This window comes from Streptomyces sp. NA04227 (genome assembly GCF_013364195.1).
GTDB lineage: Bacteria > Actinomycetota > Actinomycetes > Streptomycetales > Streptomycetaceae > Streptomyces.
This window is the reverse complement of record NZ_CP054918.1, coordinates 2,402,997-2,420,000: the sequence shown is the minus strand read 5'-3', so window position 1 is coordinate 2,420,000 and position 17,004 is coordinate 2,402,997. Positions and strand designations below refer to the sequence as shown.

The following is a 17,004-nucleotide window of genomic DNA, read 5'->3' as shown; positions in this document are numbered from 1 at the left end:
GGGGCGGACGGCGGCGACGATCGTTTGCGAACGCGGAGGCAGGCATGAGGGCGACGGACACCACGGACACGGCGGGCACCCCCGACGAGCCGGGAAACGGCACGACGTCGGGGCCACCCCGGAACGAAGCGGCCACGGGGGCGACCGCCGAGGCGACGGCGGTGGGCCGGGAGGCCGGGGTGGTTCGGGAGGGCAGGGTGGTCCGGGACGTGGGGGTGGACCCGGACGCCGGAGTCCCTGGGGCCGCCGGGGTGGGCGGGGAGGCCCTGGTGGGCGGTGAGTCGCCGAGCGGGGGGCGGGAGTCGCGGGACCAGCAGTCGTCGGATCACCAGTCCTGGGATCAGCAGTCCTGGGATCAGTGGTCCTGGGATTCGCGGCACGAGGAGTCGCGGGGGGAGGAGCGGGCGTACGGGGACGGGCGGTCCGGGGATGGGCAATCCGTGGATTACGAGTCCACGGACGGGCGGTTCACGGACGCGCGGCTCACGGGAGCGCAGTCGGCGGACTCGTACGGGTCGGAGTCGTACGGACCGGAGCCGTATAGGGCGGACTCGTATAGGGCGGACTCGTACGGGTCGGAGTCGTATGGATCGGAGCCGTATGGGTCGGACTCGTACGGGCCAGAGTCGTACGGGCCGGAGTCGTACGCCTCCACCTCGTACCCCTCGGACTCCCAGGCGCCGACCTCGCACGCGCGGTCGGAACTGCCCACGGAATCCCCGTACTTGACCGCCGGGCCGGAGGACTACGAGGCCCCGGTCCACGTCCTCCTGGACCCGGACACGGCCTTCGACAGCGGGGTCCGTTCCCACCCCGCCACGAACCCGTTGCCGCACCACGCGGCGCAGTCCGCGCATGCGCACCCCCATCCGCCACTCCACCCGCACGCGACGTCGCAGTCGCCGTCCCCGTCCCGCCCCGAGTCCGGTCCGTCCGGCCCTTCGGCGCCACCGAGCGGTCCGGCTACCGCGCCGCGCTACTCCGGGGCCGCGGCACGCTCCACGGCGCGTAAGCCCGAGCACGCCGTGCCATCGAACCGGCCCGGCGCGCTCTCCGACGGCGTGTACGACGCCGAGGCCGACCCCGCCTCCGGGTACGGCGAGGCGGCAACGGTCACGGAGCCGGAGCCGGAGCCGTCCCGCCGGGCGACGGCATCCGAACACTCTGGCCCCGGGCCGAACGGCTCCGGACCGGCCGACTCCGAGTCGATCGGCTTTGGCTTCGACGCCGGCGCCGACTCCGGTGCGGAACAAGCGAGTTACGGCTCCGAGGACCGCCCGGCCGCTCCGGCTCCCGCCCGCCACGAGGCCGTGAATGCCGCGAACGCCGCGGACACTGCCAACACCGCGGACACTGCGAAGGCCATGGACGCCATGGACGATGCGGATGTCTCGGATGCCGCGCTTCCCGGGTCCGCGCGGGCGCGGGCCATGGCGACGTTGCCTCGCTACGACCTCTCGCGGTCGGGGTCCTCCGCAGTGCCCGCGGATCCCGGGCCCGGGCGAGGGGTCACCGGCCGAGGGCAGGAGCAGCGGCAGGAGCGGCAGGAGGAGGACGGCGAGGGCGCCTCGCCCACGGGTTCGGCCACCGCCCGCTCCGAGGCGCGCCGTTCGCACACCGCGCCCGCCACGGCCCACGAGTGGACGGACCCGGGACCGAGCCGTCCCGTCCCGCCCGAACAGGACGCGCAAGGCGCCGAGGTCATGCGGAACACGCAGGACGGTCCGGAAGGGGACGCCAAGGACGGGAAAGGCGCCGGGCGCGCCCCGCGTGGGCCACTGGCCAGGTTCCGGTCCGGCAAGGTCAACGGCAGCGGGTCCCGCATCGTCGAAACCCGCACCACCGCGCCGCCCAACACTCCAATGAGCGGAGGGAGTTCACGAGACGCGGAGCCGAACGCAGGCGCAGGTACCGGCGCGGACGCGAGCGCGGATCTGGACAGGGACACCAGCCCAGCCACCGACGCACGTACGGACGACGACCGCGCCCCCGTCCGTACGGCCGCCTTCCTCAACGGCCGCCCCCGCCACGCCACTTCCCCCACCGAGGACGCGACCGACCGCGACCACCGCGCCACCCGCCCCGACCGCGACGCACCCCGTCACGAGGCGCACCACCCCGACCGACAGCCCCCCAACGGGCACCGCGCAAACGGACAGAGCCTCACCGGACAGAGCCCCAACGGACAGAGCCCTAACCACACCCCCAACGGCCAGCCCCCCACCCGCCGCAGCCCCAACGGACACGCCCCCCAAGGACGCGACCCCCAGCGCCGCGACTCCCAGGGACGTGACCCCCAACGCCGCGATCCCAAGGGACGCGACCCCCAGCCCCGCGACCCCCAACCCCCCAACTCCCGCACTCGCGGCTGGTCCAAAGCCGACAACGCGATGGCGTTTCTGGAGCCCGGCGCGCGGAGTACGCCGCGTACGGACAACGTGCCCGCCGAGTACCCGGCGCCGGTGCTGCCCGGGGCGGTCGGGCTCGGGGTCGGGACGCTCGGGCTGATCGGGACGGCGTTCTCGTTCGCCTGGGCGGGCATGCTTCCGGGCGCGGTGCTGCGGGCCCTGAGCCTGTCGTCGCTGGCCGGGGACGGGCTCGGCCCGGGGCAGACGGCGGTGCTCGTACTCTCGTTGCTGCTCGCGCTGTTCGGGCTCGCGGGGCTCACCCGGGGGCGGGCGGGGCGGGCCTGGGTGCTCACGCTGTGCGGGAAGTACCGGGGGACGGTCCGGCACACCGGACTCGTCTGGGTCAGCCCGCTGGTGATGCGGCGCAAGGCGGACGTACGACTGCGGCACTGGCGCAGCGAACCGATGCCCGCGGTGGACGTACAGGGACTCGCCGTGGAGGTGAGCATCCTGGTCGTCTGGCGGATCAAGGACACCGCGCGGGCCCTGCTCGGCGTCGAGGACCACGAGCGCTATCTGCGCGAGAGTGTCGAGGCGGCGGTCGCCCGGGTCTTCCCCCACCTGCCGACCGACACCGGGCGCGACGCCCCCGGCGCGTACGTGAACGGCCCGAGCCTGCGCGATGCCGAGACCGTCGGCGAGGAGCTGACCCGGCTGGTGGCCGACGACGGACGGCCCGCGGGGCTGGAGGTCTTCTCCGTCCAGGCGGTCTCGCTCGACTACGCGCCCGAGGTGGCGGCGGCCGTCCACCGGCACCGCGCCTTCGTCTGGGACGTGCAGCACCGTGACGCGCTCATCGGTTCGGTCCTGGACTCGGTCGAGGACACCGTCAACCGCCTCACCAGCCGCGGCCTGGTCGAGCTGGACGAGTACGAACGCAAGTCCCTGGTACGGGACTTGACCGTGGCGTTCTGCTCGGCGCGGGTGGCGGACAACGCCCCGGTCGAGGCATAACGGACGGCGGATCCCCGCACCCCGGGACCCCCCGGGGCGCGGCGGTCCGTAATGTCACGGCCCATGGCCAGCCACGGACAGCACGACCCCACCCCTCTCCCCGCCCTTCTCCCCGACCCTCCGATTCACCCCGCTCACTCCACTCACGCCGTTAACTCTGCCCTCGCCACTCTCGCCGCCGATGCCTGGCACCTCACCGAGGGCAGGACCCGGGCAGTCCTCGGTATCGCGGGCCCGCCCGGCGCCGGGAAGTCGACGCTGGCCCGCGCCCTGGTCGCCGAGACCGAGCGGCTGCACGGCGCGGGAAGCGCCGCCTATCTGCCGCTCGACGGGTTCCACCTCTCCAACGCGCAACTGCGCAGGCTGGGCCTGGCCCACCGCAAGGGCTCGGAGCCGAGCTTCGACGTACGGGGCTACGCGGCGCTGCTCGCCCGAGTCCTGGACGAGGACGAGCAGCGGGCCCAACACGACCTCTACGTACCGGACTTCGACCGTGGTCTGGACGAGCCGGTGGCCGCCCGGCACCGCGTACCGCCGAGTGCCCGGCTGGTGGTCACCGAGGGGAACTACCTCGCCTGCGACCTCCCCGGCTGGCGCGAGGCGCGTGAACTGATGACGCGGTGCTGGTATCTGGAGGCATCGCCGGGGGAGCGGCAGCGGCGACTGGTGGACCGGCACGTGTCCCACGGCCGCACACCCCGCGCCGCCCACGACTGGGTCGCCACCAACGACGAACCGAACGCCCTCCTCGTGGCGGCCTCCCGCAGCCGCGCGGACCGAGTGCTGCCGCAACTCGACCAACTGCCGTAGCCCGCCCGCACATTGGTGGTCCACCGGCGGTGGATTCGCGGCCGGAAACTCTGAGGATTACTTGAGGCGCGGCCCCCTCCGTGCTGGGTACGTACCCGTCAGAGCCGCCCTGACCAGGCGGTGTGGTGGGACGGATGTCCAGCCGAGTACGAGGGGGAGACATGGAACTGCTTTTCCTGGCAGTGCCTTTGCTGGGCCTGTTGATGATGGGCGCCTTCGCCACCATGGAGTTGCACCGGGCGTTCGTGCTGCAACGCCTGTGGCGCCACGGGGTGTTGGCGGAGGGCCGGTGCATACGCACGTTCACGACCGTCAGCGGCGGAGGCAGGAACCACGGGGTGCGCACGCACTTGCACCACGTCTACGAGTTCTGGACCGGGGCGGGCACGCCGGTGCGGTTCGAGGAGACCGGTGGCCCGGGGAGTGTGATCGAGGGCGATGTGGTGATGGTGCGCTACGACTCCACGTATCCCGCACGGGCCACCGCCAGGCCGCCCGGTACGGCGGTCAACGTCGCCCGAGTCGCCCTCGTGCTGACCACGGTCGTCGTGTTCGGGGCGGTCTTCTTCGGCATCGCGACCATGTCCCCCTTCGACTCCGGGCCGCAGGACCCTCACATACCCGGCGACTCCTGGAACGCACCCGGCGACCCCTGGGACGACGGGCAATGGGGCGACGGGCAATGGGGCGTCGAGCCCTGAGGCGCGCGCGGGTCACCGCCCCGCCGGGGGCACCCCGCCCGAACCCCGCTCACACGAACAAGGCCCCTCGCTCTCACGAGGGGCCTTCCGTTCACTGTGCGCCGCCAGGGACTCGAACCCCGGACCCGCTGATTAAGAGTCAGCTGCTCTAACCAACTGAGCTAGCGGCGCGTGACTCGGTAATAGTACCTGGTCCGGGCGGGTGCTCCGGACCGGACGGCGAGGGCCCCGGCGTCCGCGGACCCGCCGCTGGAGGGCGGCAGGCGCGCGGACGCCGGGGCCCCGATGGCTCCGTGCGTACGGGGTGGTGCTCAGAGCACCGCGCTGAGGAACTCCCTGGTCCGCTCGTGTTCCGGGTCGCTGAACATCTTCTCCGGCGTACCGGACTCGATGACCCGGCCCGAGTCGAACATCAGGACCTGGTCGGAGATGTCCCGGGCGAAGCCCATCTCGTGCGTGACGCAGAGCATGGTGATGTCGGTGGTGTGGGCGATGTCGCGCAGGACGTCGAGGACCCCCGCCACCAGCTCCGGGTCGAGGGCGGAGGTGACCTCGTCCAGGAGCAGCACCTGCGGGCGCATGGCCAGGGCGCGGGCGATGGCCACCCGCTGCTGCTGGCCGCCGGAGAGCTGGGTCGGGTAGGCGTCGATCTTGTCGCCGAGGCCGACCATGTCCAGGAGCTCGCGGGCGCGCTGCTCGGCCTCGTCCTTGGGCAGGCCGAGGACGCTGACCGGTGCTTCGGTGATGTTGCGCAGCACCTTCATGTTCGGGAACAGGTTGAACTGCTGGAAGACCATCCCGATGTTCTTGCGGACCTCGCGCACGTGCTTCTCGCCGGCCGCGACCAGCTTGCCGTTCTTCTGCTCGTGGGTGAGGTACTCGCCGCCGACCTTGATCGTGCCCTCGTCGGGCGTGAGCAGGGTCATCAGGAGTCTCAGGATCGTGGTCTTGCCCGATCCGGAGGGGCCTATCAGGGTCACGTGCTTGCCGGAGTTCACGGAGAAGTCCAGCTCGTCGAGGACGACGTTCCTGCCGAATCGCTTGGTGACCTTGTCGAAGCGGATCAGCTCGCTGCCGTCCACCGCCGGATTCGGCTGGTCCTTGGTGAGGTTGGTGTCAGCGGACAAGACGACGCTCCAGGGCTCGCAGAAGAAGAGAAGCGGGGTAGGCGATGACGATGAAGGCCACACCGACGACCGTGAGGGCCTCCGTGGTGAAGGTCTCCTGGCTGTAGCTCTGGGCCTCGCCCAGAATGTCCAGCGCGCCGATGGTCGCGATCATCGGGGAGTCCTTCAGCATCGCCACGACGTAGTTGCCGAGCGCGGGGATCACCCGTCGGATGGCCTGCGGCAGGATGACCGCGGTCCAGGTGCGGCGCTTCGACAGGCTCAGCGCGGTCGCGGCCTCCCACTGGCCGATCGGCACACCGTCGATGCCCGCCCGGTAGACCTCCGCGGTGTACGTCGAGTAGTGCAGGCCGAGGCCCACGATGCCGGTGGTGAGCGGCGACATCGAGGGGCCCCACTCGGGCACCACGTAGAACAGGAAGAACAGCTGGACGAGCAGCGGGGTGTTGCGGATGAACTCCGTGACGGCCGAGACCGGCCAGCTGATCCACTTCTGGTCCGAGCGCTTCGCGATCGCCCAGACCAGACCGAGGGCGAAGGCGATCAGGGTGCCGAAGAACAGCGCCTTGAGGGTGACGATGACGCCGTCCCAGAAGAGCGGCATGAAGGCATCGACGTTGTCCCAGTTCCAGCTCACTTGACACCCCCCGTGCTGCCGGTGAGGGCGTCGGTCGCCGACTTCTCACGCAGTCCGCTGAAGAAACCGGTCTTCTCGGGGACCTGGCCGACCCGCCTCTTCGCGTGCCGCTCCACGACCCGCATACCGCGCGTGAGCAGGAAGGCGAGGATGAAGTACAGCACCAGGAGCAGCGTGTAGATCGGCGCGCTGTCGCCCTTGGCCAGGCGCAGCAGACCGCCCGCGAAGGTCATGTCGGCGACCGTGATGGTGGACACCAGGGCGGTGCCCTTCAGCAGCTCGATCAGCAGGTTGTTGAACGGCGGCACCATCTCGGGCCAGGCCTGCGGGAGTTCGATCTTCCACAGCCGCTGGGAGCGCGAGAAGTTCAGCGCGATGCCCGCCTCGCGCTGGGCGGGCGGTACGGCGGCGAGCGCGCCGCGGACGATCTCGGAGCCGTACGCCCCGTAGGTCAGTCCGAGCGCGAGGACACCGGCCGCCATCGGTACGAACTGGATGCGCAGCATGATCGGCAGTGCGAAGGCCATCCAGAACATCAGCACCAGGGCCGAGGTGCCGCGGAAGATCTCGAAGTACGCACCGGACAGGAAGCGCACGATCCACAGCCGGGAGGTGCGCAGGGTGCCGATGGCGAAGGCGACGACTCCGGCGAGCGCCGCGCTGTAGAGGGTGACCTGGATGGTGATCCAGATGCCCGGCAGGAACCACTCCCAGAAGAACTCCGAGGACATCATTGGGCGGCTCCCTTGCCCGGCGGACACAGGTCCGGGACCGTCAGATCGGTCATCTCTTCCTGGGTGAAGCCGAACGGCTTGACGATCCGCAGGAGTTCGCCGCTCTTCTTGAGCTTGTGCAGCTCCCGGTTGAAGGCGTCGCGGAAGTTCTTCTCGGTGAGCCGGAAGGCGAAGCCGCCAGCGCCGTAGGCCGGTTTGCCGTCGACCACGGGCTGGAAGGCCTCGGTGGCCTCGACCCGGCCGTTGCCCTTGACCACGTCCTTGACGGTGACGTTGGTACCGGCGAACGCGTCCACCCGTCCCTGGGCGACGGCGTCGCGCCCGGCCACCTGGTCGGGCAGTTCGAGGACGCTCTTGACGCCCGCGGCCTCGGCGTAGGCGATCTCGGCGTAGGCCGTGCCGCTCGCCAGTTTCAGGCCCTTCTTGGCGATGTCCTCGTAGGACTTGATGCCGTGCGGGTTGCCCTTGCGGACGATGAAGGCGTCGAGCATGAGGTAGTCGGGGTCCGAGAAGAGCACCTGCTCGCAGCGGACCGGGGTGATGTACATACCCGCGGAGACGACGTCGAACTGCTGTGCCTTCAGGCCGGGTATGAGCGCGCCGAACTGGGTCGGCACCGCCTTGATGTTGGGTATCCCGAGGCGCTTGAAGATCACCCTCGCGATCGCCGGGGCCTCGCCCGTCGCGTCGCCGTCCTCGTCGATGTAGCCGTAGGGCACTTCACCGGCGATTCCGATCTTCACGGTCCCGGAGTCGCGGAGGCGTTCGAGCAGGTCGCCGCCCTCCACCGTCCCTTCGTCCGGGACGCGGGTACAGCCCGCCGCGCCCACGGCGGCCACCATGCCGAGCGCTGCTGCCCCCGCGAACAGCGACCGCCGGCGTATACCGCCCGGTTCTCGATGTTGTCTTTCCGAAGTCGGAGCCATGGGCGCGCGGCTACCCCGACTCATGCGGAGTATGCGGATCACTTTCGGCCCCCATGACACGCGGGACACTCCCCGCACCCTTGACCCCGGGGGCACATTGGGTTCATGACTGGGGCCATGACTGAGCGATTCATCGAGGTCTCCCTTGCCAAGCGCGGTGTGCACTGCACTGCGAAGCTGCTCGACGACCGCGCGCCCCTCACCTGTGCCGCGGTGTGGGACGCACTCCCGTTGGGCGGGGACGTGTATCACGCGAAGTACGCGCGTAACGAGATTTACGCGCTTTTTGAACCTTTCGCGAGTGAAGAGCCCCCACTGGAGAATCCCACCGTGACGCCCATTCCGGGAGACCTGTGCTACTTCTCCTTCAACGGAACCCAGCTGGGCACCAAGTCCTACGGCTACAACCAGGCGGGCGGCGATGTGCGCGCGGGCGCCGCCGTGGTCGACCTCGCCCTCTTCTACGAGCGCAACAACCTGCTGCTCAACGGCGACCTCGGGTGGATCCCGGGCATCGTCTGGGGCAGCGTGGTGGACGGCCTGGACCGGATGGCCGACGCCTGCCAGGACCTGTGGCGGGCGGGGGCGCTCGGCGAATCACTCACCTTCCGGCGAGTGTGAGCACGGCCGGACCGGGCGCCCGCGTACGCCCCCGGGCGCCCGGCGGCGCAAGAGGGCGTGCGGGTCCCGGGGTGCGCGGGCGGTCGTGACCAGTGAGCGCCGGGCGCAGGGTAAGGGCCCTGGCGCCCGCGCGCACTCCCGGCGCCGTGACCCCTGTGCCATTCTTTCGGCGTGCACCCGCCCGAAGCCGTGACCCCGGATGCCCCCGGCCTCATACCCGTGCCACTGCTGACCCAGCAGTGGCTCGACCTTTGTTTCGTGCACTGGGCCGTCGCCCCCGAGCTCGTGGCGCCGCTGCTGCCCGAGGGCACCGTCCCGGATCTGCACGAGGGTGCCGCCTACGTCGGCCTGGTCGCCTTCCGGATGCACCGGGTCGGCTGGCTCGGCCTGCCCGGGGTGCCGTATCTCGGGACCTTCCCGGAGACCAATGTGCGGCTGTACTCGGTGGACTCGCACGGGCGGCGCGGCGTCGTCTTCCGGTCCATGGACGCTTCACGACTGATCCCGGTGGTGATGGGCAGGCTCGGCTTCCGGCTGCCCTATCTGTGGTCGCGGATGACGGTCCGCACCGTGGGCGACACGGTGACCTACACCAGTTCCCGGCGCTGGCCGGGGCCCCGCGGCGCGCACAGCCGTCTCGTCGTACGCCCCGGGGAGCCCATCGCCGAGCCGACGGAGCTCGAGCACTTCCTCACCGCCCGCTGGGGCATGCACAACGCCTTCTTCGGCGGCGCGGCCTATCTGCCCAACCACCACCCGCGCTGGCCGCTGCACCGGGCCGAACTGCTCACCTGTGAGGAGAACCTGGTCGAGGCGGCCGGCTTCCCCGCCCCGACCCAGGCCCCGGCGAGCGTCCTGTGGTCCCCGGGCGTACCGGTCCGTCTCGGCCGCCCGGCCCGCCCGGCGGGAATCCCGACTCCCTAGCCCTCACCGCTCGACTCGTGAGGCGCCCCGGCCCCTCACACCGCCGTACTCTCCGCCACCCCCGCCACCCCGGCCTCGTACAACGCATGCGCCGCCCGCAGCACCCGTGCGTCCTCGTGCCGTGCCGCCACCAACTGGAGGCCCACCGGCATCCCGTCCGAGCCCAGGCCGACCGGCGCGCTGGCCGCGGGCTGCTGGGTGAGGTTGAACGGGTACGTGAACGGGGTCCAGCCGGTCCAGCGGGTGAGGCCGGAACCGCCGGGCACCTCCGCGCCCGCCTCGAAGGCGGTGAGCGGCAGGGTCGGCGTGACCAGCAGGTCGTAGTCCTGGTGGAAGGCGCCCATCAGGCGGCCGAGGTCCATCCGTACGTCCACCGCGGCGAGGTAGTCGAGCGCGCTGTGCGCGGCGCCCTCCTCGCAGATCTCGCGCAGCCCGTGGTCGAGCAGGGCCCGCCGCTCGGGCGGCAGATGCTCCACCACCCGGGCCGCCCCGCTGAACCACAGGGTGTGGAAGGCGGCCACCGGGTCCGCGAAGCCGGGGTCGGCCTCCTCCACGTGCGCGCCGAGCGCCGCGAGCTGCTCGACGGCCCGCCGTACCACCGCCGCGACGTCCGGCCGTACGTCCACCTGCCCGCCGAACGACGGCGAGTACGCGATCCGCAGCCCGCGCACCCCGCCGCCGAGCTGCTCGCGGAAGCCGCCCGCCACCGGTCCGAGCTGGGACCAGTCGCGTGCGTCGGGGCCGCAGATGACGTCCATCATCAGGGCCGCGTCGGCGGCGTCCCGGGTCATCGGGCCCACGTGCGCGAGCGTGCCGAAGGCGCTCGCCGGATACAGCGGCACCCTCCCGTACGTCGGCTTGAAGGCGAAGATCCCGCTGAACGAGGCCGGGATGCGCACCGAGCCGCCGCCGTCCGTGCCGAGCGACAGCGGCCCGCAGCCGAGCGCCACGGCCGCCGCGCTGCCGCCGCTGGAGCCGCCCGCGGTCCGCAGCGGGTCGTACGGATTGCCGGTCACGCCGGACAGCGGCGAGTCGGTGACGCCCTTCCAGCCGAACTCCGGGGTGGTCGTCTTCCCGGCGAACACCGCGCCGTGTTCGCGCAGCCGGGCCACCGAGGGCGCGTCCTCCGGGAAGCTGCCCTGCGTCTGCGCGGTGCGCGAGCCGCGCAGCGTGGGCGCGCCGCGCAGCAACAGGATGTCCTTCACGGTGACCGGGACCCCGTCGAGCAGCCCGGCCGGTTCGCCGCGCTGCCACCGCCGTTCCGAGGCGCGCGCCTGGTCGAGCGCCTCCTCCGGCAGGATCCGTACGAAGGCGTTGACGACGGGATCGATCTGCTCGATCCGCGCCAGGACCGCCTCGGTCACCTCGACCGGGCCGAACTCGCCCGTCCGGTAGCCCGCCACGAGTTCGGCCGCCGTCAGCCTGGCGAGGTCACTCGCCCTGGGGCCGCTCGCCTTGAGGTCGCTCATCGCACTCCTCGGGGGATCGATGGGGTGGTCAGTGCCCTGGCACGTACCCGCGTTCCTTGTCCACCACGTTCAGCAGCGGCGCCCCGGCCGCCCACCGCTCGTACTGGTCCACGAACTGCTCGCTCAGGTCGTCCCGCCAGCCGAGGGTGTCGCCGCTCATGTGCGGCGAGACGATCAGTCCCGGCGCCGTCCACAGCGGGCTGCTCTCGGGCAGCGGCTCGTCCTCGAACACGTCCAGGGCGGCGCCCGCGATCCACCGCTTGGCCAGCGCCTCGGCGAGGTCGTTCTCGACGACGAGCTGGCCGCGTCCCACGTTCACGAACCGCGCCGAGGGCTGCATGACCCCGAACCGCCGGGCGTCGAACATGCCCCGGGTGTCCTCGGTCAGCGGCGCCGCGCACACCACCCATTCCGCGCGGGCGAGCAGCCGGTCCAGCTCCTCGGGGCCGTGAATGCCGGTACGGGCCCTGCGCCCGACCAGTGCCGTGGTGATTCCGAGGGCTTTCAGCGTCTGTGCGATCGCCCGCCCGATCGGTCCGGAACCGACCACACAGGCACGGGTTCCGGACAGGCGTTCCGATTCGCGGTGCCGCCATTGCCGGGCGCGCTGCAATTCCAGTGTCCGGGGAAGATCTTTGGCCATGGCCAATACCAGTGCGGCGACGTATTCGGCGATGGGCTGATCGAAAATGCCGCGGGCGTTCGTGACCACCGTGTCGGATGCGGCCAGTTCGGGGCACATCAGATGGTCGACGCCCGCGCTCGCGGTGTGCACCCAGCGCGGCCGCGGCCCCTCGCCGGGCCATGCCTCGCGCACCGCGTGCGAGAGGAAGTCCCAGACCAGGAGCACATCGGCGGACGGCAGCAGCGCGGCCAGGCCCGCCTCGTCGGTGTGCCGCACACGGGCCCGGCCGGTGAGCCTGCCGAGGCGGGGCAGCGGCTGCGCGTCGAGTACCAGGACGGTCGGCTGCGCATCCGCGGCGGGAGCCTGCCGGGGAGTCGGTTCAGGAGTCTGTTCGGACATGGCCGAGAAACCGTTTCGCAATGCGGGTCCGCTTCTCTAGGAGGGGTCGGGAACCTGCTTCCGTACGGCTGCGAAGGCGCCGCCGAACGGGTCGGGAACCGGTAATTTCCATCGGCTCGGAACTGCGGATCGACTACAGCATTGACCACGCTCGCAACCCGACCCTACCTTCGTCAATACGGACCCATTCGCGATCCGCATCGCCCCGTCCCGACGTCCCGGCATGTGCCGGTCAATTCCCATTCCGGCCAACCGGTCGGCCCTCCGCACGCCCGAAAAGGGGCCTGCTATGGACGTCTCATTTCTGGGTGGTCCCCACCCACAGCGCGGTGTCGGCGTTGTCGCCCCGTTCGACTTCGCGCTGGATCGCGAGCTGTGGCGCTGGGTCCCCGACGAGGTCTCCCTGCACGTCACCCGCACCCCGTACGTACCGGTCGAGGTGAGCCTGGACCTCGCCCGTCTGGTCAGTGAGCACGAGACCCTCGGCGAGGCCGTGCGCGCGCTCGGCGCGACCGGTCCCGAGGTGCTCGCCTATGCCTGCACCTCCGGCAGCTTCGTCGGCGGCCGCGCGGGCGAGCAGGCCATGTGCGAGGCGATGACCAGGGCCGGGGAGGTCCCGGCCGTCACCACCTCGGGCGCCCTGCTCGAAGCCCTCGACGAAATCGACGCCCGCCGCATCGGGCTCGTCACGCCCTACACCATGTCCGTCACGCACTCCCTGGAGGAGTACCTCGCCGAGGACGGCGTCACCGTCGTGGGCCGGGCCTTCATGGGCCTGACCCGGCACATCTGGAAAGTGCCCTACCGCGACGTGGTCGACATGGCGAGGCATGCTGTAAGTGGGTTCACCGGAAAGGCCGACGCCCTCTTCATCAGCTGTACGAATCTGCCCACGTACGACGTGATCCCGCAGCTGGAGGCCGAGCTCAGGATGCCCGTGCTTTCGGCCAACCAGGTCACCATGTGGGCAGCACTGCGCAGGCTGGGTACGCGTGCCGTGGGGCCGTACCAGGCGCTGCTCGACCCGAGCGCCCGCCCCGGCTCGGCGCACCTGGAACCGCCGCGCCTGGACACCGGGCCGCTCGGCACCGGGCCCGTGTCGGCGGGGCCCGTCGACACCGGTGCGCCGCCGGCCCCGGCCACCGGCGAGGGGGCCCTGCCAGAGGGTCCGCCGCCGTGGTCCTGACCCTGTCAGGCCAACGAAGGAGGCGCACGTGACCGCCATCGGATTCCTCTACCCCGGGTACTCGGCCGAGGACGAGTACCCCCGTATCGAGCAGCTCCTCGGCAGCGACATCCGGCTCCAGCTCGTCCACACCGACATCGGTGAGGACGCCCACCGGGTCGACGCGCTGCTCGAAATGGGCTCGGCCGAGCGGCTGGCGGCAGGGGTGGAGGAACTGCGTCTGTCCGGCGCCGAGGCCGTGGTGTGGGCCTGTACCAGCGGCAGCTTCGTCTTCGGCTGGGACGGCGCCCACGAACAGGTCCGCAAGCTGGCCATGGCCGCCGGCATGCCCGCCTCCAGTACGTCGTTCGCCTTCGCGCACGCGGTACAGGAGCTCGGCGTACGCCGCCTCGCGGTGGCCGCGACCTACCCCGAGGACGTGGCGGGCCTGTTCGCCGACTTCCTGAAGGCGGCCGGTGCCGAGGTCCTCTCGGTGCGCGGCAGCGGCATCATCACCGCCGCCGAGGTCGGCACCTGGGGCCGCGACGAGGTCTTCGCCCTGGCCCGCGCCGCCGACCACCCGCAGGCCGACGCCGTCCTGATGCCCGACACCGCCCTGCACACCGCGGCCCACCTGCGCGAGGTGGAACAGGAACTCGGCAAGCCCCTCCTCACGGCCAACCAGGTAACCGTCTGGGAGGGCCTGCGCCTGGCGGACCGCCGGGTCAACGCCCCGCAGCTGGGGGCGCTGTTCACGCGGGAGCCGGTGGTGCAGGTGCGGGACTAGTCCGTCGCGCCGAGGCCGCCGCGATGCATGCGCGGCGGCCCTTCGTCGGCGGTGTGCGGTTCAGCCCTGTGCGGCGTACTCCAGGAACCGGGTCCAGGCCGGGGCCTGGACGGCGAAGGGGCTGCGGGTGGTGTCCTTGGAGTCGCGTACGTGGATGGTGTGCTCGGTGAGGGCGACTTCGATGCAGTTGTCACCCTGTGTGCCGCTGTGGCTGGACTTGAACCAGGCAAGCTCGTCGCTCATGGCGCTCCTCTGATGCTCCTCAACAGGCCCGTGGAATCAAGGGGATTGAGGGCCTGTGAGCGGAGTGTGGCATACCGCCGATGCAGAACGGCTGCCTCTTTCGCGTCGGAGATCAGCCGTCCGGTGTTCTGCCCCTCCGAGTAGGCGAAGCGTTTGCCATCCGCGGTCTCGAGTACGGACAGTGGGCCGTCGAGACCGGCGTGGCTGAGGCTGTCGATCGGCATGAGCTGCACAGTCACGTTGCGTAGCTCGGCGAGAGCCAGGAGCAGGTCCAACTGATCTCGCATCACCTCGGTTCCACCCAGTCGGCGTCGGACGACGTGCTCCTCGATGATGAAGCTGAACGAAGTGTGAGGGCGCTCGCTGATCAGCTTCTGGCGCTTCAGACGGGCAACCACTTGAGCTTCCACCTGCTCGTCGGACAGCGGCGGAATGCTGTTGTCGAACGCCGCCCGCGCGTACCCCTCCGACTGCAACAACCCCGGCACCAGCCTGCATTCGTACGTACTCAGGCTCACCGCCCGCCTCTCCAGCCGCGCCCACCGCTGGAACCACGCCGCGATCCCCGGCTCCCCTCGCGCCAGGAACTCCGACGACTTGCGCAGTGCCCCCGTGTTGCCGGTGTGCGTCTCGGCGCCTTCGACGAAGTCCTCATCGGGCATGCGGCGGCCCAACTCGACCGAGGCGACGGTGTGTTTGGAGAAGCCGATCAGTGAGGCGAACTCCTCACGGTTGTAACCGTGGAACTCCCTTAAGGCGTGCACCACCGCGCCGAAGGTGCGCATGCTCAGGGACGGGTCGGGCTCGCGTTTCCCCGGTCCGGACGGGGCCTCTTCGTCGTCTTCTTGTGCCTCGTCGTCCACCGCCTCCTCGTACTTGTGCGCGCGGTCGTGCTTCTGGTCGTTCGCGTCGTACTCACCGCTCGGGCCGCTGTGGTGGTCTGCGGCGTATTCGTCGTTCGGGCTCATCGGCGGCCGTCTCCCCGTGTGTAGGTGATCTCCTGCCAACTCACCCAGAGTGACGAGTGGTTCACTGTGAAGTCCACCGGTGAGCCTCGTACGCTGGTGCGCCCGTACGTGGTCGCCCGCCGGCACGCGCGCCCCTGCGCCCCCAGACCGAACCGGCTGTCACAGGCGCTGATTACCCTCGGCCGGGTGGCAGATCTTCATGAGGTACTCATCACCGCCGAACTCCCCGCCGACCTGACCGAGGAGGAACTGGCCGAACTCCGCTGGCACTTCGGGCAGGGGTCGTGCCCCGAGAAGTTCCCGATCGTGGTCGACCACTGGCCGCTGACAACGGTCGACGAGGACGGCGAGCCGCTGCCCGAGGGCCAGTGGGAGATCGACCGGTACCCACTGCTGACCCAGCGGGGCCCCGCCGATCCCAGGATCGGCGGTATCACCTTCGCCGAACTCGCCTTCCGAGAGGGCGAAAGCCGCCCGGGCTGGGCGCTCTCCTCCCGCCAGGTCGTGCACAGCGACGAGTTCGGGCTCCTCGAGCAACTGCTCCGCTGGCTGAGCCACCAGGCCGACCGGGTCCAGGGAGCGCCGCCCCGCTTCAGCTGCCACACCCGGTTCTACGAGGACGAGCAGGTGCTGATGCCGCTGGAGCTGACGGGCCGGGACGAGGAGGGGGACGGAGACATGAACTGAGACGTGACCTGAGACATGGACTGAGACGTGACCTGAGACATGAAGAGAGGCATGGACGGGTGACGGAGGGGCGCGGCGCCGTCCGGGGGCGCCCGCGTTAACCATTTGCCTCATACATCCAGGCGGAATAGCTTCCCCGCCATGGAACCCCTCACCGAGAAGGCCATCCGCGCCTCCTTCGTCAACTGCTCCAAGGGCGAGGCACAGCGCATGGCCCTGCCGCGCGGACTGCCCGAACAGCCGTGGGAGGACCTGGACTTCCTCGGGTGGCGCGATCCGGCGGCGCCCGAGCGATGTGCGCTGGTCGTCGAGCGGGACGGGGTGCTCACCGGGGTCGCGCTGCGCTTCCCGGCCCGGGCGCGCGGTCAGCTCCGGCGCAGTATGTGTGGCCTGTGCCTCACCACCCACCCCACCGACGGCGTCTCCCTGATGACCGCGCCCAAGGCGGGCAAGGCGGGACGCGAGGGAAACTCGGCGGGTCTGTACATGTGCACCGACCTGGCCTGCTCGCTCTATCTGCGCGGCAAGAAGACCCCGGCGCCGGGCGGCGGACGCTTCGAGGAGTCCCTCAGCCTGGAAGAGCAGATCGAGCGCACGAAGCGCAATCTCTTCGCCTTCCTCGACCGGCTGCGGGACTGATCGCTCGCCCTCGCCAGGAGTGACAGGAATAAGCGGGGAGCCCCTCCCGTTCGTACGACGACGGACGGTACCGGTGGACGGTACGGACCGTACGTACGCCATGGACGGTACGGACGGTACGGACGACGCGACGCGGCACAGGAGGCGGCAGGGTGGGCGAGGACGCTAGGGGCGCGAGGG

At 70.8% G+C, this 17,004-nt stretch carries 18 protein-coding genes and 1 tRNA gene; 9 read left to right on the top strand and 10 right to left on the bottom strand.

Annotated elements, in window-relative coordinates:
• Nucleotides 1–445 precede the first annotated feature (445 nt).
• Entirely contained in the window at nt 446–712 is a 267-nt protein-coding gene (locus tag HUT18_RS10120) for a hypothetical protein (protein WP_176099718.1), read from the bottom strand.
• Nucleotides 713–725: 13 nt separating this feature from the next.
• Between HUT18_RS10120 and HUT18_RS33640 the strand changes: the two genes are divergently transcribed.
• The 3 genes from HUT18_RS33640 to HUT18_RS10105 all read left to right on the top strand — a co-directional run bounded on the left by HUT18_RS33640 (nt 726) and on the right by HUT18_RS10105 (nt 4,873).
• The gene (locus HUT18_RS33640) at nt 726–3,362 is read left to right on the top strand and encodes an SPFH domain-containing protein (RefSeq protein WP_254878514.1); all 2,637 of its coding nucleotides are present in this window, start codon (nt 726–728) and stop codon (nt 3,360–3,362) included.
• A 63-nt stretch (nt 3,363–3,425) separates the two neighbouring features.
• On the top strand, nt 3,426–4,172 hold the full coding sequence (locus HUT18_RS10110) for a nucleoside/nucleotide kinase family protein (RefSeq protein WP_176099716.1): 747 nt from the start codon (nt 3,426–3,428) through the stop codon (nt 4,170–4,172).
• Between the two features lie 161 nt (nt 4,173–4,333).
• Entirely contained in the window at nt 4,334–4,873 is a 540-nt protein-coding gene (locus tag HUT18_RS10105; protein WP_176099714.1) for a DUF3592 domain-containing protein, read from the top strand.
• Between the two features lie 97 nt (nt 4,874–4,970).
• On the opposite strand, the gene HUT18_RS10100 is transcribed toward HUT18_RS10105, so the two are convergent.
• The 5 genes from HUT18_RS10100 to ehuB form a co-directional block, all read right to left on the bottom strand.
• Nucleotides 4,971–5,044, bottom strand: a tRNA-Lys gene (locus HUT18_RS10100).
• Between the two features lie 140 nt (nt 5,045–5,184).
• Nucleotides 5,185–5,955 (bottom strand): ectoine/hydroxyectoine ABC transporter ATP-binding protein EhuA, encoded by a 771-nt coding sequence (gene ehuA / locus HUT18_RS10095; RefSeq protein ID WP_176104409.1) that lies wholly within the window; start codon nt 5,953–5,955, stop codon nt 5,185–5,187.
• 34 nt (nt 5,956–5,989) lie between these two features.
• Nucleotides 5,990–6,637 carry an ectoine/hydroxyectoine ABC transporter permease subunit EhuD gene (ehuD, locus tag HUT18_RS10090; protein ID WP_176099712.1) on the bottom strand — a complete coding sequence of 216 codons (648 nt, stop codon included), beginning with the start codon at nt 6,635–6,637 and terminating at the stop codon, nt 5,990–5,992.
• The gene (ehuC, locus tag HUT18_RS10085; RefSeq protein ID WP_176099710.1) at nt 6,634–7,371 is read right to left on the bottom strand and encodes an ectoine/hydroxyectoine ABC transporter permease subunit EhuC; all 738 of its coding nucleotides are present in this window, start codon (nt 7,369–7,371) and stop codon (nt 6,634–6,636) included. The genes ehuD and ehuC overlap by 4 nt, the downstream gene beginning before the upstream one ends.
• Complete coding sequence (gene ehuB, locus HUT18_RS10080; RefSeq protein ID WP_176099708.1) at nt 7,368–8,297, bottom strand: ectoine/hydroxyectoine ABC transporter substrate-binding protein EhuB; 930 nt, start codon at nt 8,295–8,297, stop codon at nt 7,368–7,370. The genes ehuC and ehuB overlap by 4 nt, the downstream gene beginning before the upstream one ends.
• Before the next feature lie 117 nt (nt 8,298–8,414).
• Here ehuB and HUT18_RS10075 point away from each other — a divergent pair, with 117 nt between their 5' ends.
• The gene (locus HUT18_RS10075) at nt 8,415–8,918 is read left to right on the top strand and encodes a DUF3830 family protein (protein ID WP_176099706.1); all 504 of its coding nucleotides are present in this window, start codon (nt 8,415–8,417) and stop codon (nt 8,916–8,918) included.
• 171 nt (nt 8,919–9,089) lie between these two features.
• The gene (locus tag HUT18_RS10070; protein ID WP_176099704.1) at nt 9,090–9,842 is read left to right on the top strand and encodes a YqjF family protein; all 753 of its coding nucleotides are present in this window, start codon (nt 9,090–9,092) and stop codon (nt 9,840–9,842) included.
• 35 nt (nt 9,843–9,877) lie between these two features.
• On the opposite strand, the gene HUT18_RS10065 is transcribed toward HUT18_RS10070, so the two are convergent.
• Together HUT18_RS10065 and HUT18_RS10060 are read right to left on the bottom strand one after the other, a co-directional pair.
• Nucleotides 9,878–11,311, bottom strand: coding sequence for an amidase (locus tag HUT18_RS10065; RefSeq protein ID WP_176099702.1), 1,434 nt, complete (start codon nt 11,309–11,311; stop codon nt 9,878–9,880).
• Between the two features lie 28 nt (nt 11,312–11,339).
• Complete coding sequence (locus HUT18_RS10060) at nt 11,340–12,335, bottom strand: D-2-hydroxyacid dehydrogenase (RefSeq protein WP_176099700.1); 996 nt, start codon at nt 12,333–12,335, stop codon at nt 11,340–11,342.
• Between the two features lie 289 nt (nt 12,336–12,624).
• Here HUT18_RS10060 and HUT18_RS10055 point away from each other — a divergent pair, with 289 nt between their 5' ends.
• Together HUT18_RS10055 and HUT18_RS10050 are read left to right on the top strand one after the other, a co-directional pair.
• Complete coding sequence (locus HUT18_RS10055) at nt 12,625–13,521, top strand: decarboxylase (RefSeq protein ID WP_176099699.1); 897 nt, start codon at nt 12,625–12,627, stop codon at nt 13,519–13,521.
• Between the two features lie 28 nt (nt 13,522–13,549).
• On the top strand, nt 13,550–14,287 hold the full coding sequence (locus HUT18_RS10050; RefSeq protein ID WP_176099697.1) for an aspartate/glutamate racemase family protein: 738 nt from the start codon (nt 13,550–13,552) through the stop codon (nt 14,285–14,287).
• A gap of 60 nt (nt 14,288–14,347) precedes the next feature.
• On the opposite strand, the gene HUT18_RS10045 is transcribed toward HUT18_RS10050, so the two are convergent.
• Both HUT18_RS10045 and HUT18_RS10040 read right to left on the bottom strand, forming a co-directional pair.
• A complete protein-coding gene (locus HUT18_RS10045) occupies nt 14,348–14,530 on the bottom strand; it encodes a DUF397 domain-containing protein (RefSeq protein WP_176099695.1) in 183 nt (60 codons plus the stop codon).
• Nucleotides 14,527–15,315, bottom strand: coding sequence for a helix-turn-helix transcriptional regulator (locus HUT18_RS10040; protein WP_254878965.1), 789 nt, complete (start codon nt 15,313–15,315; stop codon nt 14,527–14,529). The genes HUT18_RS10045 and HUT18_RS10040 overlap by 4 nt, the downstream gene beginning before the upstream one ends.
• Before the next feature lie 369 nt (nt 15,316–15,684).
• Here HUT18_RS10040 and HUT18_RS10035 point away from each other — a divergent pair, with 369 nt between their 5' ends.
• Nucleotides 15,685–16,185, top strand: a complete 501-nt coding sequence (locus HUT18_RS10035) for a hypothetical protein (RefSeq protein WP_176099693.1) — start codon at nt 15,685–15,687, stop codon at nt 16,183–16,185.
• A 141-nt stretch (nt 16,186–16,326) separates the two neighbouring features.
• Nucleotides 16,327–16,824: an FBP domain-containing protein gene (locus tag HUT18_RS10030; protein WP_176099692.1), complete on the top strand. Its 498-nt coding sequence runs from the start codon at nt 16,327–16,329 to the stop codon at nt 16,822–16,824.
• The last annotated feature ends 180 nt before the right edge of the window (nt 16,825–17,004 follow it).

Bases quoted from the DNA above. Each gene is read 5' to 3' on its own strand.
- HUT18_RS10105 (WP_176099714.1), top strand. From the start codon at position 4,334: ATGGAACTGCTTTTCCTGGCAGTGCCTTTGCTGGGCCTGTTGATGATG.
- HUT18_RS10065 (WP_176099702.1), bottom strand. From the start codon at position 11,311: ATGAGCGACCTCAAGGCGAGCGGCCCCAGGGCGAGTGACCTCGCCAGG.
- ehuB (WP_176099708.1), bottom strand. From the start codon at position 8,297: ATGGCTCCGACTTCGGAAAGACAACATCGAGAACCGGGCGGTATACGC.
- HUT18_RS10110 (WP_176099716.1), top strand. From the start codon at position 3,426: ATGGCCAGCCACGGACAGCACGACCCCACCCCTCTCCCCGCCCTTCTC.
- HUT18_RS10030 (WP_176099692.1), top strand. From the start codon at position 16,327: ATGGAACCCCTCACCGAGAAGGCCATCCGCGCCTCCTTCGTCAACTGC.
- HUT18_RS10045 (WP_176099695.1), bottom strand. From the start codon at position 14,530: ATGAGCGACGAGCTTGCCTGGTTCAAGTCCAGCCACAGCGGCACACAG.
- HUT18_RS10055 (WP_176099699.1), top strand. From the start codon at position 12,625: ATGGACGTCTCATTTCTGGGTGGTCCCCACCCACAGCGCGGTGTCGGC.
- HUT18_RS10075 (WP_176099706.1), top strand. From the start codon at position 8,415: ATGACTGAGCGATTCATCGAGGTCTCCCTTGCCAAGCGCGGTGTGCAC.
- HUT18_RS10040 (WP_254878965.1), bottom strand. From the start codon at position 15,315: ATGCGCACCTTCGGCGCGGTGGTGCACGCCTTAAGGGAGTTCCACGGT.
- HUT18_RS10060 (WP_176099700.1), bottom strand. From the start codon at position 12,335: ATGTCCGAACAGACTCCTGAACCGACTCCCCGGCAGGCTCCCGCCGCG.
- ehuC (WP_176099710.1), bottom strand. From the start codon at position 7,371: ATGATGTCCTCGGAGTTCTTCTGGGAGTGGTTCCTGCCGGGCATCTGG.